A 16,494-nucleotide genomic window follows, 5' to 3' on the forward strand; every position below is an offset into this window, starting at 1 on the left:
CCGGGGTATAGATCGACGCCTGGACACGTCCCCTTCGGCGTATTGCGAGCTATCATGTGCGTTCAACTGCAATATATCAGGGCAGTCGCTGCTCTTCTTGTCGTGTATTTTCACGCCATCCTGCAGATGGAGAAGCTCAATCCCGATGCCTGGATGACGGATTACCTGTTCGGGAAAAGCGGCGTTGACCTGTTTTTCGTGCTGAGCGGTTTCGTCATGTGGATCACGACCGCAGACAAGCCGCAGACGCCTGCGGAGTTCTGGTGGAAACGGCTGCGTCGCGTGGTGCCGCTCTACTGGACGATCACGCTGGCTGCAGCCTTTGTTGCGCTGATTGCGCCGCAGATCCTCAAGTCGACGCAATTCGACATGCCGCACATTCTGGCGTCTCTGGCATTCATTCCCTGGCTCAATCCGTCCGATCCCGAGGGCAGGATGATCGCGCCGCTGATCGTTCCGGGCTGGACGCTGAATTTCGAGATGTATTTCTATTTTCTGTTCGGTCTCTGCCTCCTCATTCCCCAGAGGCTTCGCATCGCTGCGATAACGGCTCTTATCGGCGGGCTGTTTGTGCTTGCCAATCTTCTGCCCGAGAGCACTGCCGGGCGGTTCTATGGGGATACCGTCATCTTCGAGTTCGTCGCCGGGGTCCTGCTGGGTCGCGTCTACAAGTCCGGGATTTCCTTTTCCCCGCCGGTGGTGGCTCTTGCCGTCTCCCTGGGTTTTTGTCTGCTTCTGATCAATGACCATCTCGAATTCGATCTGCCGCGTCTGGTCTCGATTGGCATTCCGGCTGCTATCATCATCTTCTTCGCGACAGCCATCGACCTGCCAGATCTGAAGCGCTGGCGCTGGCTGCGGATCCTCGGCGACGCCTCCTATTCCATCTATCTCACCCATGTCTTCACGCTGGCCGGTTCGCGCATGGTCTATCCCTGGGTGAAGGCGGTGGTGCCGAGTGATACCGTCATCGTTGGCTTGATGGTTCTGGCGTCGGCCGCAGTTGGCCTTGCCAGCTACTATCTCTTCGAGCAGCCTGTTGGCCGGTTCCTGGCGTCCACCGGACCGAAAAGGGAACGCAGCATGACGACGGCCGGCAATGCCTGACAGCTTGCGCGTCCGCTCAGCCTGTTTCTCACCTCTGCCGCGGCGCGCTGGCGCAATCGGCCTTGCCATGCTGCTCTCTTGTGGGTCTCTTCATGCCGAGCCAAATGATCTCTGCTTTCGCGGGGTGAACCTGTCCGGCGCCGAATACGGCGAGGCGGATGGCGTTGAAGGTGTCAACTTCACCTATCCTTCCGCGTCCACAGTCTCCTATTTCGCGGCGAAAGGCTTCGATACCGTACGACTTCCCTTCAAGTGGGAGCGTCTTCAACCCAGTCTCGGAGGTCCTCTGGACCTTGTTGAGCTGGACAGGCTGAAGACGAGCGTTGCGGGATTACGGGCGAAGGGCCTCAGCGTCATCCTAGATCCGCACAATTTCGGCTACTACTCTGGCAGTCAGATCGGATCCGCGGATGTGCCGTCACGGCAGTTCGCGCAGTTCTGGATCCGGCTTGCAGCCGAGTTCGCCAATCAGGAGGGCATCGCCTTCGGGTTGATGAACGAGCCGCATGACATCGCCCCGACCGTCTGGCTGGAGGCTGCCAATATGGCGATTGCCGGCATTCGCACGATTGGCGCCGGAAATCTCATTCTGGTTCCGGGGACGCATTGGAGCGGCGTCGTGACATGGGAGCAAGACTTTGGCCGGGGCTCGAACGCGAGCGTGATGCTGTCTGTTGTCGATCCACTCGACCGCTACGCATTCGAGGTTCACCAGTACATGGACAAGGATCTCTCGGGCACCCATGAAGCCTGTGTCAATGTCGATCTAGCCGTCGACGGCATGAACAAGCTTTCCGACTGGCTGCGCGCCCATGGCAAACGCGCCTTCCTTGGCGAGTTCGGTGGTTCGAGCGAGCCTCAATGTCTTGAGGGACTGACCCGCATGACACAGGCGATTGCCGACAATCCAGACGTCTGGCTGGGATGGACCTATTGGGCCGGCGGCGACTGGTGGGCCGAAGACGAAGGCAATAACATCCAGCCGACGGATAAGGGAGATCGTCAGCAGTTGTCGTCTCTCATTCCGGCGCTGAACCCTGAAGCGCAAGATCGCGGCTGGTGCGTCATGAATTCGGCGCGGTGATAACGGTTGATTAACTGTAAATTATCATAGTTCAGCAACAAACGGGTATCTGGCCGGACCAAGTCAGATCTGCGCTGCATGGGTGCACGAACCCTAGTGAAGGATAAAGTCCAGGAGATGGCTGAGTTCGATCCCCGAACGCGTTCTGCGACTGCAGCGTCGCCGTCTTCGCCCGACGGCACCGCGGCCGTCAGCCTGCGTCGCTATCTTGCGGGATCGAAAGGCGAAGCCGCCAATCTGGAGCCGCCGCGCGGCAGGCCGCTGACTATGGACGATATCGAAAAGCGCTCGCACGAGCGGTTTCCCTGGCAGCGATCGGAGATGGAGTTTCCTGCAGATGGCAAACCCCAACCACGAACGCGCACCGCTCAAGCGCATGGCTCGATCACAAGCGTGACTTCACCACCGCCGCATGCGGAGGAGCCGGCAGTCCTCGATCTCAAATTCGTGGTGGCGGCTGCCTGGACATATCGCACGCCCATCCTTGCTATTGCACTGGTCGGCGCCCTTTCGGGGGCGTTATTGAGCGCCACCTTGCCAAAGACATACAGCGCGACGTCGACACTCTATTTCGATCCGCAAACGCTTGCCGTCCAGTTTGGCCAGAGCGACAGCGCTCCTTCCCCCGAGATCCTGAACGGCACGATCGACAGTCAGACACAGATCATTTCCTCGCGCCGGGTTCTCGAGACGGTCGCGACCAATTTGAAACTGATGTCCGATCCGGAATTCGGACAGGGAACCGCAGGCAGTCAGGCCGGTGACCTGAACCGCGTATTGGCCGAACTTTCCAGACGCATCCAGGTGTCGCGCCAGGATGGCACCTATGTCTTTCAAGTCAGGGTCACCACCTCCGAAGCATCCAAGTCTTCGACCATCGCCAATGCCCTGGTTGCGGCCTATCTTGACGACAGTAGATCGAGTGCTCAAAGCAGTTCCGGCAGCGTAAACGCCGGCTTGACCAGTCAACTGCCCGCCCTGCGCGAGGCTTTGGTGGCAGCGGAGGAAGAGGTGCGGGCATTCACCGCCAGGAATGACCTCTTTGCCGTGGATGGCGCCCAGATTGCGGATAAACGGCTGCAATCTCTCGACGATCTGCTGGTGGCTGCACAGCGCAAGATCATCGAGGCAAAAGCCCAGCTCGACAATGTTTCGAAGCTCGATCTGAATGATGTGTTGGCTGGCGATGCGGCCGCCTCGCGAACCCTTGGAGATCTCAGGACGCAGTATGCCGGCCTCTCGGCCAATGTCAGCAGCCTCATCGAGCGTCTTGGAGAGCGGCATCCGCAGCTGCAATCCGCCAAAGCATCACTTTCTGATGTCGAGCGGCAGATCGGCCTTGAGTTGCAGCGCATGGTGACGGGGGCTCGCGGCACATACGAGGTGGCGAAAAAGGAAGAGGCCGATCTGCTGAAGGAACTGAATGTCCAGAAGGCCTCCCAAACCACAAATGCATCTGCCCTTATCGAACTTGGTGAATTGCAGCGTAAGGCCAAGGCTGCACAGGATGTCTACGAGGCTGTCTTGAGGCGCAGCGAAGAGACGGCTGCCGAAAAGAGCCTCTATGCGAGCAATGTGCGGATACTCTCCGAGGCATACCCACCTGAGAGGGCCGATGGCCCGGGGCGTCGCGCGCTCATGATGGCCGGCGTGTTTGGCGGCGGGCTTCTTGGTCTCGGCCTCGGCGTGGGGGCCGCGGTTGCTTTGGCTCTATATCGCCGTTTGGTCAGGCGGAACTAGCCACTCTGGCGAAAGGCGAGCCCCTCATGGCGCCGCCGTTCGCATTCAGACCATTAGACACTTCCGAATTGCGATTGCGGTCCCTAGTTTTTCTGCTGATCGGTACGATCGATCAGGGCGAAAAGCATCCGCTTCGCGTCCGCTTCGGCTTCAGCCTCGACCAGCTTATCGAGGTCACGCAACCAGCTTGGCACTTCGTCGTTCGCTTCAATTGCACCATCGGCGCGCAGGATCTTCGGGTGCTGTGTTGGCTTGGCATTCGCCCGATCGTAGAACAGCTCCTCGAACGGCTTTTCGCCCGGCCGCTTGCCGATGACCTCGATTGCTATACCGCTTCCGTTTTGATCGTCGGTTTTCACCGAGAAACCGGCCAGGCGGATCATGTTCTCTGCAAGATCACCGATCCGAACCGGTTCTCCCATGTCGAGGAGAAAAACGTCGCCGCCCTGCGAGAGGGCGCCTGCCTGGACAATGAGTTCCGCGGCTTCCGGGATAGACATGAAGTAGCGGGTCATGTCCGGGTCAGTAACGGTGACCGGCCCCCCCTTCGCGATCTGCTCCTTGAACAGCGGAACGACGGAACCGTTGGAGCCGATCACATTGCCAAACCGGACGGCGCAGAAGATCTGCGGCTTGCCTTGCGCTTTTGCCTCGTTTGCGATCTGTCGGACAATCAGTTCGGCCCAGCGCTTTGTCGCTCCCATGACATTGGTTGGGCGCACGGCCTTGTCGGAGGAGATCAGCACGAAATGGCCAACGCCTTCAGCGGCGGCAATGCGTGCAACCGTCAGAGTTCCGAAGACGTTGTTGCGGATACCTTCAAGAATATTGGCCTCGACGAGAGGCACGTGCTTGTGTGCCGCTGCGTGATAGACCACCTCGACGCCGTGACCTCGAATGGTTCGACGCATCAGCCGTTCGTCCGTCACAGAACCGAGCACCGGGATCACGACCGGCCCAGTCTCACTGCACAGCTCCTGTTCGATGCGATAGAGCGCGTATTCGCTGGCCTCGACCAAAATGAGCTTTGCCGGTTTCCAGGTCGCAATGAGGCGGCAGAGCTGGGAGCCGATGGAGCCGCCAGCGCCGGTTACCATGACCGTTTTGCCTGTAAGGGCGTGGCCGAGCAGTTGCTTGTCCGGTGGCACGAAGGAGCGTCCCAGCAGCTCGTCGATCTCGATTTCACGGATCTGGTTGACCAGATAGCGGCCATCCACGATGTCACCGATATCCGGCACCGTGCGGACCTTGACGCCGAGGCCGGTGACGCGTGCAATCACCGCCTGCCGTGATTCCGCGGGGATCGAAGACATGCTCAGCACAATCTCTCGAATGCCATAGCGCTCAACCAGATTCGGCAGGTCGCGCGGTGGGAAGACGCGATAGCCGGCAACGTCTCGGCCGTGATTGACCGGATCGTCGTCAATCAGGCCCATGACAAAACGGTTCCCATGACCGCGCAACGCCCGCGCCAGCTGTGCTGCTGTCGCGCCGGTTCCGTAAATGAAGATGGGTACCTCATTGCGACGCATGCCGGTGCCGACGCTCAGCATCCACTTTGCCGCAAACCGACTGCAGCCGATCAGGATCGTTCCGAGAAGAAAATAAAGGAGGGGTACGGATCTTGGTACGATGCCCTGGCCGGCCATCTCCATCAGGAAGATGATGATGACCCAGCTCATCGTGGCGATCATCATTGCACGGAGGATGGTCCAGATCGCCGCTTCGGGCAGATAGCGGATGACCGATCGATAGAGGCCAAGCCGAATGAAGACGGGGATCGCGACAAGCGGTGCGAGGAGTGCCAGCGAAATGCGCTCGCTGGTAAGGGCGGGACTCCAGTTCGACAGCCGCAGCGCATAGGCGGCCCAAAGCGCAAAGAGCAGCAGCAGTGCATCGATTACGATCAGAAAGGCGCGCTTCCAGCGGCGCGGAATTTTGATGGCCGTCTCACGGACAAGGAGAAAAATGGTTTCCATGGGTGGGTAAGACTAGCCTGACTGCTCAATCTGAACGAACGAATGCCTACACCTAGACGGCATGCCTCCTCTATGACGGATATGAATTAAAACTGCAACTTGAACATGAGAAGTGTCCAATAGACTTTGCTGGCAGTAATTCCCAGCAAAGTCAGTTGTTTAGATCGTCTGTCCGGCCACCCTGATCTGTCCGTGTCACACCAGAAAGGTATCCAGTCACCGTCCTGCAACCTCCGCGTCGGCGACCTTTTTCTTCACCGCGATGAAACTGTCAGGCGTCACCGAAATGCTGTCGATGCCGGCTGCTACCAGGAATTTTGCAAATTCAGGATGGTCGCTTGGCGCCTGGCCGCACAGGCCGATCTTGGCGCCAGCCTTTTTCGCTTCGGAAATCACGGTGCCGATCATCCATTTGACGGCTTCATCCTGCTCATCGAAGAGATCGGCCAAATCGCCGGAATCCCGATCGACGCCAAGCGTCAGCTGTGTGAGGTCGTTGGAACCGATCGAGAAGCCGTCGAAATGCTCGGCAAACTGTTTCGCCAGAATGACATTCGAGGGGATCTCGCACATGACATAGATCTTGAGGCCATCCTTGCCGCGTTCAAGACCGTTTTCGGCCATGACAGCGAGCACTTTTTCGGCTTCGGCGATGGAGCGGCAGAAGGGGATCATGACAATCACATTGTCGAGGCCCATATCGTTGCGCAGCTTCCGGATCGCCTGGCATTCAAGCGCAAAGCCCTCACGGTAGCGGGGTGAGTAGTAGCGTGAGGCACCGCGAAAACCGATCATGGGGTTTTCTTCCTGCGGTTCAAACGCTGCGCCTCCAATCAAACCGGCATATTCGTTGGTCTTGAAGTCGCTCATCCGGACAATTACCGGCTTTGGATAGACGGTGGCGGCAATCTGGGCGAGCCCCTCGGACAGCTGATCGACAAAATATTGGGTCTTGTCTTCATAACCGCGGGTAAGGCTCCAGATCTCGGTCTTGGCCGCTTCGTCCTTCAGGCTGTCGTAGCGGACAAGCGCCATCGGGTGGATGCGCACGGCATTGCTGATGACGAACTCCATGCGGGCCAGGCCAACCCCGTCGGCCGGAAGTTTCCACCAGCGGAAGGCAGCACCCGGATTGCCGAGGTTGAGCATGACCTGGGTGCGGGTATCCGGGATGCTGTCGAGGTCAAGGGTTTCAACCGTCACATCTGCAAGACCCTCATAGACCATGCCCTCCTCGCCTTCCGCGCACGAAACAGTCACGTCCTGGCCGGTGTGCAACAGATGCGTTGCATCCCCGGTGCCGACAATGGCGGGCAGGCCCAGTTCACGGCTGACGATGGCGGCATGAGAGGTGCGACCACCGTGATCCGTGACGATAGCGGTTGCACGCTTCATGATCGGGACCCAGTCCGGATCGGTGGTTGAGGTCACCAGAACGGAGCCATCGACGAACTTGCCGATATCCCTGGCCGATTCAATCAGGCAGATGCGGCCGGAGACGATCTTGTCACCGATGGACAGACCCTTCACCAGGGTCTTGCCCTTGTTGCTGATCGCATAGCGCTGGAAGGATGCGCCCTGGCGATTGGATTGCACGGTTTCGGGACGCGCCTGTACGATATAGAGGCGCCCGGTATTCCCGTCGCGCGCCCATTCCATGTCCATGGCGCAGCCGTAGTGATCCTCGATCGTGGTGGCCCAGCGCGCCAGCGTCAGGATTTCGTCATCCCCCAGGACCAGAGCCTGACGCTCGGCCTTGGACGTCGGCACGTTGCGTGTCGGCTCCTCCTGTCCGCCATAGATCATCTTGATCGATTTTGCCCCGCATTTGCGGGCGATGATCGGTTTGAGTGCGGGATTGGACAAGAGTGGCTTGAAGACCTGGTATTCGTCCGGATCAACGGCTCCCTGAACGACGTTTTCGCCAAGCCCCCATGCGGCGTTGATCAACACGACCTTGTCGAACCCGGTTTCCGTGTCGATCGAGAACATGACGCCGGAGCCGCCGATGTCGGATCGGACCATCTGCTGGACACCGATCGACAGCGCCACCTTCATGTGGTCAAACCCCTTGGTCTGCCGGTACGAGATTGCGCGGTCGGTGAAAAGCGATGCATAGCAGCGCCGGCAGGCATCGAGCAGTGCCGCTTCGCCGCTGATGTTCAGATAGGTTTCCTGTTGCCCGGCGAAGCTGGCATCCGGGAGATCTTCGGCGGTCGCACTTGAGCGCACCGCCACGCTGATATCTTGCGTGTCAGCGCGTTTTGAAAGATCACGATAGGCGTCAACGATCGCTTGGGCGGTTTCATCTGGCCAGATGCCGCGCAGGAAGAGCTTGCGGATGGCATTGCCAGTTTCGGAAAGACTGGTGCGACCGGCGATCCAGTCGTCCAGAAGATCGGTCATCGCCTCACGGATATCGTTCGCATCCACATAGTCCCAATAGGCTTCCGATGTCGTGGCAAAGCCGGGAGGAACGTCGACGCCGCGGCTTTCCAGGATCTGGATCATTTCGCCGAGTGATGAGTTTTTGCCGCCGACGCGCGCGACATCGGCGCGACGAAGCTGTTCGAACCACAAAACGGGTGCATTGCCATTCATGATGCATTCCTCCGCTGGTCGGCCACATGCTCTGTGCCGCTCATGGGAAATGCTACCTGCGCGGGTGTGTCATGCCTTGATCGGAGTCAATCTCGGAAAGAAACTAGCAATTGACGTATGGACCCTTCGACTTTTTCAGGCGTTCATATGCAATATTGTTCCTCGTCCCTTCCCACCGCGGCGTTCGTATCCTTGATGGTCGACGTCAGTGTCACCCACGGAGCAGGCATGCACGCAAACCATCAGGCTGACAAAGCCCTTTCCCCATCGCATCGTTCCGAGGTGAATTTGACCGTCAATGGCAAGTCCGTTGCACTCGTGGTCGACAATCGAACCACCCTTCTCGATGTCTTGCGCGAACATCTGGAGTTGACGGGCACAAAGAAGGGCTGTGATCACGGCCAGTGCGGCGCCTGCACGGTGCTTGTTGAGGGGCAACGGATAAACGCCTGTCTGAGCCTTGCGGTGATGCATGATGGCGACAGGGTTGCGACCGTCGAAGGACTGGGCGAACCGGGTGATCTGCATCCGATGCAAGATGCATTTTTGCGTCACGACGCCTTCCAGTGTGGTTACTGCACGCCTGGACAGATCTGTTCGGCCATCGCGGTGCTTGACGAGATCCGCAATGGTTTGCCAAGCCACGTCAGCGGCTCCCTGGAGGGGCAGATGAACGTCACCGTCGATGAGCTGCGCGAGCGGATGAGCGGCAATATCTGTCGATGCGGTGCCTATTCCAACATCATCGAGGCGATGCTTGAGGTTGCGGGAGAGAACGCATGAAGGCTTTCACCTATCACCGCGCCCGCTCTGTCGAAGACGCAGTTGAGGCCGCGGCCGCCAACCCGAATTGCCGATTTATCGCTGGCGGGACCAATCTGCTCGACCTCATGAAGCTTGAGATCGAGGCTCCGACGCATCTTGTTGACATCAACCGGCTGCCGCTTGATCAGATCGAGGACACGGAGGACGGTGGTCTGCGCATCGGAGCCCTGGTGCGCAACACCGCCCTTGCAGCCGATGCCCGCGTGCGGCGCAACTATCAGATTTTGTCGCGGGCCCTGCTTGCCGGCGCCTCCGGGCAGTTGCGCAACAAGGCGACCACGGCGGGCAATCTCTTGCAGCGGACCCGCTGTCCCTACTTCTACGACACCAACCAGCCTTGCAACAAACGCAGTCCAGGCAGTGGATGTTCTGCCCTTGCAGGCTTCAATCGCCAACATGCTGTCGTCGGTGCGAGCGAACACTGTATCGCCACTCATCCAAGCGATATGGCGGTTGCGATGCGCGTGCTTGACGCGGCGGTGGAGACGATCGGGACCGATGGAAATCGTCGGTCCATACCGATTGCCGACTTCCATCGTTTGCCGGGGGATACCCCGCATATTGAAACGGCCCTGCAGCCCGGTGAGTTCATCACGGCCGTCACACTGCCTGCGCCCATCGGCGGGCGGCAGGTTTATCAGAAGGTTCGCGACCGCGCGTCCTATGCGTTCGCCCTCGTCTCCGTTGGTGCCGTGATTGGTGATGATGGAACGAAACGCTTTGCCGTGGGTGGGGTAGCGCACAAGCCCTGGCGGGTGGAGAGCGCTGAAGCGCTTGAGGGGGCGAAGGCAGTGTCCGACGCCCTTATGGCGGACGCCCGCCCAACCGACCAGAACAGATACAAGCTGGATCTTGTCGAGCGCATGCTTGCATCGATCCTCTCAGACGTGGAGGGTTGAGCGATGAAATTCGACAAGCCGGAAACAACCAATGCAATCGACAATCTGACGGTGGTCGGCCAGCCGCATCGCCGAATCGATGGCCCCCTGAAGGTGAGTGGCCGCGCGCCTTATGCCTACGAGCATGGCGATATCGGCGGCGATGTCGCCTACGGTTTTCCTGTTGGCTCTGGCATTGCCAAAGGTCGGATCCTCTCGATTGACACTGATGCGGCCCGCGCAGCGCCCGGCGTGCTTGCGGTTGTGACGTCAATCGACTTCGGCGAAGCTCGCAAGGGCAAGAACAACACGGCTCATCTCTTTGGCGGTGACAAGATCGAGCACTACCATCAGGCAATCGCCGTCGTCGTTGCCGAGAGTTTCGAGCAGGCCCGATCCGCGGCCGCATTGATCCATGTCGAGTATCAGGAAGAGACCGGCTCGTTCGACCTGGAGGCTGCGAAGGGCTCAGCTTCGCCGCCGGACCCGGACTCGGAGAATGCGGACACTGCGGTCGGCAATTTCGACGATGCCTTCAATTCCGCTGCCGTGACGCTGGATGCGACCTACGAGACACCGGATCAGAGCCACGCGATGATGGAGCCGCATGCGTCTCTTGCCAAATGGGATGGCGATCAGCTGACAGTTTGGACCTCGAGCCAGATGATCGACTGGTGGCACACCGATCTGGCGATGGTTCTCAACATGGACAAGGAAAAAATCCGGCTGAAGTCGCCCTATATTGGCGGCGGTTTCGGAGGCAAGCTCTTTCTGCGGGTGGACGCGGTGCTGGCCGCTGTCGGCGCGAAAGCTGCAGGCCGTGCCGTAAAGCTTGCCCTGCCGCGTCCGATGATGATGAACAACACCACGCATCGGCCTGCGACGATCCAGCGGATCCGCATCGGCGCTGATGAGGATGGCAAGATCACCGCGATCGGGCATGAAAGCTGGTCCGGCAATCTCCCAGAGGGTGACCTGGAAACTGCGGTGATGCAGACGCGTCTGCTCTATGCCGGCGAGAACCGCATGACGGCGATGCGGCTTGCGCGGCTTGATCTTGCCGAAGGCAATGCCATGCGGGCACCGGGTGAGGCGCCGGGGCTGATGGCGCTGGAAATCGCAATGGATGAAATGGCTGAAAAGCTTGGCATGGACCCCATCGACTTCCGCGTTGCAAATGATACGCAGGTCGATCCTGAAAATCCCGAACGCCCCTTCACGCAGCGCGATCTGATCGGATGCCTGAAGCTTGGTGCTGAACGTTTTGGCTGGCAGGCGCGCAGCCCGCAGCCAGCGAGCCGTCGCGAAGGACGCTTTCTCATCGGGCATGGCGTGGCGGCTGCGTTTCGTAACAACCTTTTGGTGCCTTCTGCGGCCCGTGTCCGACTGGAGGCTGGCGGACGTGTGGTGGTTGAGACCGACATGACCGACATCGGTACCGGCAGCTACACGATCATTGCCCAGACCGCTGCAGAGATGTTTGGCATTCCGATCGAGGCTGTCGACGTGAGGCTCGGCGACTCGCAGTTCCCGGTTTCGGCGGGATCCGGCGGTCAGTTCGGCGCAAATTGCTCGACGTCCGGGGTCTATGCAGCCTGCGTGAAGCTTCGCGAAGAGATTGCCAAAACGCTCGGTTTCAACTCGAACGACATCACCTTCGCGGGCGGTTTTGTGCGTTCAGGCGATCGATCGATCCCGCTTGCTGAGGCAGCGGGAGAGGAAGGGTTGGTGGCAGAGGATGTCATAGAATGGGGCGACCTCCACAAAACCCATCAGCAATCGACGTTCGGCGCGCATTTCGTCGAGGTGGCGGTTGACGCGTTTACCGGGGAGATTCGGGTTCGCCGGATGCTGGCAGTTTGCGCCGCCGGTCGCATCCTCAATCCGATCACAGCACGCAGCCAGGTAATCGGTGCGATGACCATGGGCGTGGGCCTTGCACTTTCGGAGGAACTGGCTGTCGATACCAAGCGCGGCTTCTTCGTCAACCACGACCTCGCGGGCTACGAAGTGCCGGTCCATGCAGACATTCCGCATCAGGACGTGATCTTCCTTAACGAGGCGGATCCGATGTCGTCGCCGATGAAAGCGAAGGGTGTCGGTGAACTCGGCCTTTGCGGCGTGTCTGCGGCGGTGGCCAACGCGATCTACAACGCAACCGGTGTGCGGGTGCGCGATTATCCGATCACGCTCGACAAACTGATCGGAGGGTTGCCGCAGGTGGCCTGAGGCGTTGCCGCGCTTGCATCCCGTTACGCCGTCTGGTGGGCGAGGCGCCCGATCAGGTCGATCAGCTTCTGCGCGCCTGCCTCAAGAGCCCCGCTGTTGTTGATCGTCACCACATGGGCGCCTGAGGGTGGTGGCTCAGTCGTGCGGTTCAGTCGGGCTTCGATTTCGGCTGCCGTCTCGCGACCGCGGGCGGCAAGGCGTGCTGCAAGCGCATCCGGTCTCGCCGTCACATTGACGACCACCAGCTTTGCAAATCTCTCCTCGAACTGAGGGAGGGCTGAGCGGGAGCCGTTGACAACAAGGGTGGCACCGGAACGAAGATCGGCCAATATGCTGATTGGCACGCCATAGCGGAGGCCGTGCGCTTCCCAATCGATGGCGAAGTCGCCGGCAGACTTCGCTTTGGTGAACGCATCCATTGATGCCGGGCGATGATCTTCCCCGCCGCTATCTGCAGGTCGGGTTATCACCCGTTGCACGAAACGGATGTCGGGATCGTCGCGAAAATGGCGCCGTGCGACGGCTATCAGGCTGTCCTTGCCGACGCCGCTCGGCCCGACGACGACGATCAGCGTGCCGGCATTCTCGTGTTCCAGATCAGGGTGACGCCGTCTCTCTCTATCCGGCATCAGGCGACCCGGTTGGCTGTTCGCCAGACCGCGCGAATGACCGGCACGCCTTCGTGCCGGCGCACGCGCACCAGATCGGCGCGCAGGCCTTCGGCGATGCGGCCACGGTCGGAAAGTCCCACGGTCCGCGCCGGTGTCGCGGTAACCATGGCAACGGCCGAGGGCAACTCGATGCCATCGACATCATCAGCGAGCACGAAGGCGGCATGGAGCAGGCTCAAGGGTACGTAGTCGGAAGAAAGCACATCCAGCACACCGCGTTCGGCAAGATCCCGCGCTGCGATATTGCCGGAATGCGACTTGCCGCGGACCACATTGGGCGCGCCCATCAACACACTCATGCCCGCCTGATGCGAAGCTTCGGCGGCCTCGATGCTGGTCGGGAATTCGGCAAGACGCACGCCGTGGCCCTTGGCTTCCTCGACATGGGCCAGTGTCGCATCGTCATGACTTGCAACCGTGATGCCGCGCTCCGCACAGGCCTTGGCGAGCGCGTCACGATGGGGTGCGGAATAGCGGGCGGAAAGCGCGAGGCGGCTGTCGACGAAACGGGCGAACTGCTCGTCGGTGAGACCTCGCTTGGTCTTGTAGTAGAGCGTGTACTGCTCCATCGTCTGGAACTGGCGCTGGCCCGGCGAATGGTCCATCAGCGAGGCGAGACGGACATGCGGGTCGTTTGCGAAATCGGCAAAATGATCCAGAACATTGTCGGAGGCGACTTCGCAGCGGAGATGGATCAGATGTTCGGCGCGCAGCCTGTCATCGCGTTCGGCGGCCTGGATGGCATCCGCAAGCGCGCGCATCTCGCCCCTGTCGAAACCGCCGTCTTCGTCCGAGCCCATGCGCAGGCAATCAAAGACCGTGGTGATGCCGGAGGTGGTCACCTGGGCGTCATGCGCCTGGATGGCTGAGGTCATGTGCCAACGCACGCCCGGCCGCGGCGAATAGTGGGACTCAAGATGGTCGGTGTGCAGTTCGATCAGACCGGGGATCAGAAAGTCGCCGCCAAAATCCTCGCCTGCGGCAGAGGAGCCCTCGGCGATTTCTGCGATCTTTCCGTCGCGGATGACGACGCTGCCATCGAGAATTCGGTCCTCAAGAACGATACGGGCATTGGTGAAGATCTGTTCGGTCATGGGATCAGCCGTTGGTTGGTGCAGCCAGAGGCTGCCGGGAATGGACAATGAAAGGGGCGCCGCGCTCTGGCTCGCTGAAGAGCGCGAGCCCATCGATCGAGACAGGGCACCCATTGAAGGCCTGGAAATGGCGATGAAGCGCTTCGGCCATGGCGGGGGCCTGATCTTCCGGCACGGGGCCGGTCAATGTCATGTGGAAGCGAAATTCTTCAAACACGTAAGGATAGCCCCATTTGAGCAGATGTTGCCGTTGACCCTCGCTCATGCGTTCCGGGTTGCGACGGGCAATATCGGCTTCAGAGAGCGGTGCGCGCAGCGGTTCGAAGGCTTCGACCATGCTGGCGGCGAAGGCGTCGAGCATTTCGCTCGGTTCCGACGGCACCAGCGCAAAGAAGGGTCCGATCCGGCTGATGGTGACGCTCGGGATGTCGAAGGCGGAGTGTGTAGCGCAGGCCTCATCAAATGCCGAAAGAAGGTCGTCTTCGGTCACACCCTCCTTAAGGGCGAACGGTGCCTTCAGCGTGGCGTGGAAACCGTAACGGCGCGGGTCGGCCGTAAGATCGGCAAGGCTTGCCGCATCGAAGCCTTCAACCGGAGCTTGAGGAAGGTCGGCACCCGAAAAGGCATCGCGTCCCAGCCATTCCGCTGCTGCCATTGTCAGCGGATGATCATGGGCCGGGGTGAAATAGACAGCGTATCGCAAAGGTCGAGGCTTTCGGATCAGGGGAGGGCGGCAAGGGGTCGCCATCCGACTCAGTGGCGGTTCTTGCCGATCAGGCGCGAGCGCAGGCTATTGGATATCGCGTCGAATAGGAACACGACGATGAGAATGAGGAGCACCATGTAAGCGACGTTTTCCCAGTCGGAATTGGTGCGCATGGCTTCCCAGAGCTTGAGGCCGATGCCGCCGGCGCCGACCGCGCCGATGATCGTTGCCGAGCGTGTATTGCTCTCCCAGAAATAGAGCGCCTGCGAGGCAAAGACGGGCATGACCTGGGGCAGCACGCCGTAACGCTGGACGGCGGCAGCTGGCGCACCGACGGACTTGACGCCTTCGCGCTGCTTGTCGTCGATATTTTCAAGCGCTTCGGAGTAGAGTTTGCCGAGCGTGCCGGTGTCGGTGAAGAAAATCGCCGAGATACCCGCAAGCGGTCCGGGGCCAAAGGCGCGGGTGAAGAAGAGCGCCCAGATCAGCATGTCGACGGAGCGGAGGAAATCGAAGAAGCGCTTGGTGATCTGGTTGACCGGCCGATTGCGGGTGATGTTGCGCGCTGCGATGAAGGCAAGCGGGAAAGCCACCAGCATGGCAAACAGAGTGCCGACGAAGGCCATGACAATGGTCTGCAGGAGCTTCGTCCAGACGTCGAGATGCTGCCAGGAGGCATTGTAGAGGATGTTGTTCCAGGCAAGGGCCAGATTGCTCATGGAAGGATCGATACGATCAGCCGAGGTTACCTTCTGCCAGACTTCACCTGCTGAAAGATCGAAGAAGGGCGAATTGGTATCGAAGATGAAATTTTCCCAGCCGAAGAAGCGTTTGCGGATGCGCACACGCTCTGACGACACATCGATCCAGCCGGCGGCGCCGAAATAGGCGATGACCCGGCCACCGATCGAGCGCTGTTCGACCCAGTCGGCGCTTGCGCCGTCAATGGTGACGGTATCTGCCTCGGCGTCGAGAAGAAGGCGCACGGAATGATCGCCGCGGACGAGGGTCACGGTCTTGCCTGCGATCTCGATATGGGCAGAGCTGCCGAGATTGACGACCGCCTCGGTGATCACCTCCTCCGACACCGGCTGTGTCGGGGATGGCTGCACGGGGGCCGCGGCCGGAGCGCTATCCTGCGGCGTCGTGGGCGCCATGAAGCTGAAAGACGAGCTTGGCTTGGCTGCCGGGGCGGGTTCGTCCACCACTGCGGCTGCCGCGGGGGCAGCGGAGCGGGTGATCGTCTCGTGCCGTGTCTCGATCCAGTCCGGGTTCGGATTGGGGCCAATCGGGTCGAAGCGAGGATAGCTGATCGTCAGTGCCCCGTCGCGATCGATTTCGAATTCGGGGCGGATCTCATAGGAGACCCAGTCGGCGAGATAGTTTCCGGCAATGCCCCAATTGGCTTGGGTCAACGTCTTGCCGATGGCGAAGAACCACCAGCAAAAGAGGAAGTAGAGCGCAAGCATGCCGATCGAGATCGGTGCGCGATAGCGTTGCCAGAGCGAGCGTTCCAGAACATGCGGATAGCGTTCTGCAAGGCGGTTCAATTCGGCGGCGTTCATCATGGCCATGGGAAC

The 16,494-nt window shown here is 60.1% G+C and carries 12 protein-coding genes; 6 read left to right on the top strand and 6 right to left on the bottom strand.

Annotated features, from left to right (window positions below; translation table 11 throughout):
- Positions 1-54: 54 nt before the first annotated feature.
- The 3 genes from FAA97_RS13470 (at position 55) to FAA97_RS13480 (ending at position 3,931) form a co-directional block, all read left to right on the top strand.
- Complete coding sequence (locus FAA97_RS13470) at positions 55-1,107, top strand: acyltransferase family protein (RefSeq protein ID WP_136599063.1); 1,053 nt, start codon at positions 55-57, stop codon at positions 1,105-1,107.
- A gap of 67 nt (positions 1,108-1,174) precedes the next feature.
- On the top strand, positions 1,175-2,191 hold the full coding sequence (locus tag FAA97_RS13475; RefSeq protein WP_425467425.1) for a glycoside hydrolase family 5 protein: 1,017 nt from the start codon (positions 1,175-1,177) through the stop codon (positions 2,189-2,191).
- Between the two features lie 117 nt (positions 2,192-2,308).
- Positions 2,309-3,931, top strand: a complete 1,623-nt coding sequence (locus FAA97_RS13480; RefSeq protein WP_168801001.1) for a GumC family protein — start codon at positions 2,309-2,311, stop codon at positions 3,929-3,931.
- An 83-nt stretch (positions 3,932-4,014) separates the two neighbouring features.
- Here FAA97_RS13480 and FAA97_RS13485 read toward each other — a convergent pair whose 3' ends face one another.
- Both FAA97_RS13485 and ppsA read right to left on the bottom strand, forming a co-directional pair.
- Entirely contained in the window at positions 4,015-5,910 is a 1,896-nt protein-coding gene (locus FAA97_RS13485) for a polysaccharide biosynthesis protein (RefSeq protein WP_136599066.1), read from the bottom strand.
- 216 nt (positions 5,911-6,126) lie between these two features.
- Positions 6,127-8,511: a phosphoenolpyruvate synthase gene (gene ppsA, locus FAA97_RS13490; protein WP_136599067.1), complete on the bottom strand. Its 2,385-nt coding sequence runs from the start codon at positions 8,509-8,511 to the stop codon at positions 6,127-6,129.
- 147 nt (positions 8,512-8,658) lie between these two features.
- On the opposite strand from ppsA, the gene paoA reads away from it, so the two are divergent.
- Genes paoA through paoC form a run of 3 tightly spaced genes read left to right on the top strand, consistent with a single transcriptional unit; the run spans position 8,659 to position 12,443 of the window.
- Positions 8,659-9,294, top strand: a complete 636-nt coding sequence (gene paoA, locus FAA97_RS13495) for an aldehyde dehydrogenase iron-sulfur subunit PaoA (RefSeq protein ID WP_136599068.1) — start codon at positions 8,659-8,661, stop codon at positions 9,292-9,294.
- On the top strand, positions 9,291-10,235 hold the full coding sequence (locus FAA97_RS13500) for an FAD binding domain-containing protein (RefSeq protein WP_136599069.1): 945 nt from the start codon (positions 9,291-9,293) through the stop codon (positions 10,233-10,235). The genes paoA and FAA97_RS13500 overlap by 4 nt, the downstream gene beginning before the upstream one ends.
- Before the next feature lie 3 nt (positions 10,236-10,238).
- On the top strand, positions 10,239-12,443 hold the full coding sequence (gene paoC, locus FAA97_RS13505) for an aldehyde oxidoreductase molybdenum-binding subunit PaoC (protein ID WP_136599070.1): 2,205 nt from the start codon (positions 10,239-10,241) through the stop codon (positions 12,441-12,443).
- A 23-nt stretch (positions 12,444-12,466) separates the two neighbouring features.
- Here paoC and phnN read toward each other — a convergent pair whose 3' ends face one another.
- Genes phnN through phnE form a run of 4 tightly spaced genes read right to left on the bottom strand, consistent with a single transcriptional unit; the run spans position 12,467 to position 16,488 of the window.
- Positions 12,467-13,072 (bottom strand): phosphonate metabolism protein/1,5-bisphosphokinase (PRPP-forming) PhnN, encoded by a 606-nt coding sequence (phnN, locus tag FAA97_RS13510; RefSeq protein WP_136599071.1) that lies wholly within the window; start codon positions 13,070-13,072, stop codon positions 12,467-12,469.
- Positions 13,072-14,208, bottom strand: a complete 1,137-nt coding sequence (locus FAA97_RS13515) for an alpha-D-ribose 1-methylphosphonate 5-triphosphate diphosphatase (protein WP_136599072.1) — start codon at positions 14,206-14,208, stop codon at positions 13,072-13,074. Before FAA97_RS13515 ends, phnN begins: the two co-directional genes overlap by 1 nt.
- A gap of 4 nt (positions 14,209-14,212) precedes the next feature.
- Positions 14,213-14,911, bottom strand: coding sequence for a DUF1045 domain-containing protein (locus FAA97_RS13520; RefSeq protein ID WP_136599073.1), 699 nt, complete (start codon positions 14,909-14,911; stop codon positions 14,213-14,215).
- 50 nt (positions 14,912-14,961) lie between these two features.
- Positions 14,962-16,488, bottom strand: coding sequence for a phosphonate ABC transporter, permease protein PhnE (gene phnE, locus FAA97_RS13525; protein WP_136599074.1), 1,527 nt, complete (start codon positions 16,486-16,488; stop codon positions 14,962-14,964).
- Between the last annotated feature and the right edge of the window lie 6 nt (positions 16,489-16,494).

The sequence above is a fragment of the Peteryoungia ipomoeae genome, assembly GCF_004912165.1.
Taxonomy (GTDB): domain Bacteria; phylum Pseudomonadota; class Alphaproteobacteria; order Rhizobiales; family Rhizobiaceae; genus Allorhizobium; species Allorhizobium ipomoeae.

Coding starts and splice junctions, on each gene's coding strand:
- FAA97_RS13500 (WP_136599069.1), top strand. CDS start 9,291: ATGAAGGCTTTCACCTATCACCGCGCCCGCTCTGTCGAAGACGCAGTT.
- FAA97_RS13470 (WP_136599063.1), top strand. CDS start 55: ATGTGCGTTCAACTGCAATATATCAGGGCAGTCGCTGCTCTTCTTGTC.
- FAA97_RS13485 (WP_136599066.1), bottom strand. CDS start 5,910: ATGGAAACCATTTTTCTCCTTGTCCGTGAGACGGCCATCAAAATTCCG.
- ppsA (WP_136599067.1), bottom strand. CDS start 8,511: ATGAATGGCAATGCACCCGTTTTGTGGTTCGAACAGCTTCGTCGCGCC.
- paoC (WP_136599070.1), top strand. CDS start 10,239: ATGAAATTCGACAAGCCGGAAACAACCAATGCAATCGACAATCTGACG.
- FAA97_RS13475 (WP_425467425.1), top strand. CDS start 1,175: ATGCTGCTCTCTTGTGGGTCTCTTCATGCCGAGCCAAATGATCTCTGC.
- paoA (WP_136599068.1), top strand. CDS start 8,659: ATGCAATATTGTTCCTCGTCCCTTCCCACCGCGGCGTTCGTATCCTTG.
- phnE (WP_136599074.1), bottom strand. CDS start 16,488: ATGGCCATGATGAACGCCGCCGAATTGAACCGCCTTGCAGAACGCTAT.
- FAA97_RS13480 (WP_168801001.1), top strand. CDS start 2,309: ATGGCTGAGTTCGATCCCCGAACGCGTTCTGCGACTGCAGCGTCGCCG.
- FAA97_RS13515 (WP_136599072.1), bottom strand. CDS start 14,208: ATGACCGAACAGATCTTCACCAATGCCCGTATCGTTCTTGAGGACCGA.
- phnN (WP_136599071.1), bottom strand. CDS start 13,072: ATGCCGGATAGAGAGAGACGGCGTCACCCTGATCTGGAACACGAGAAT.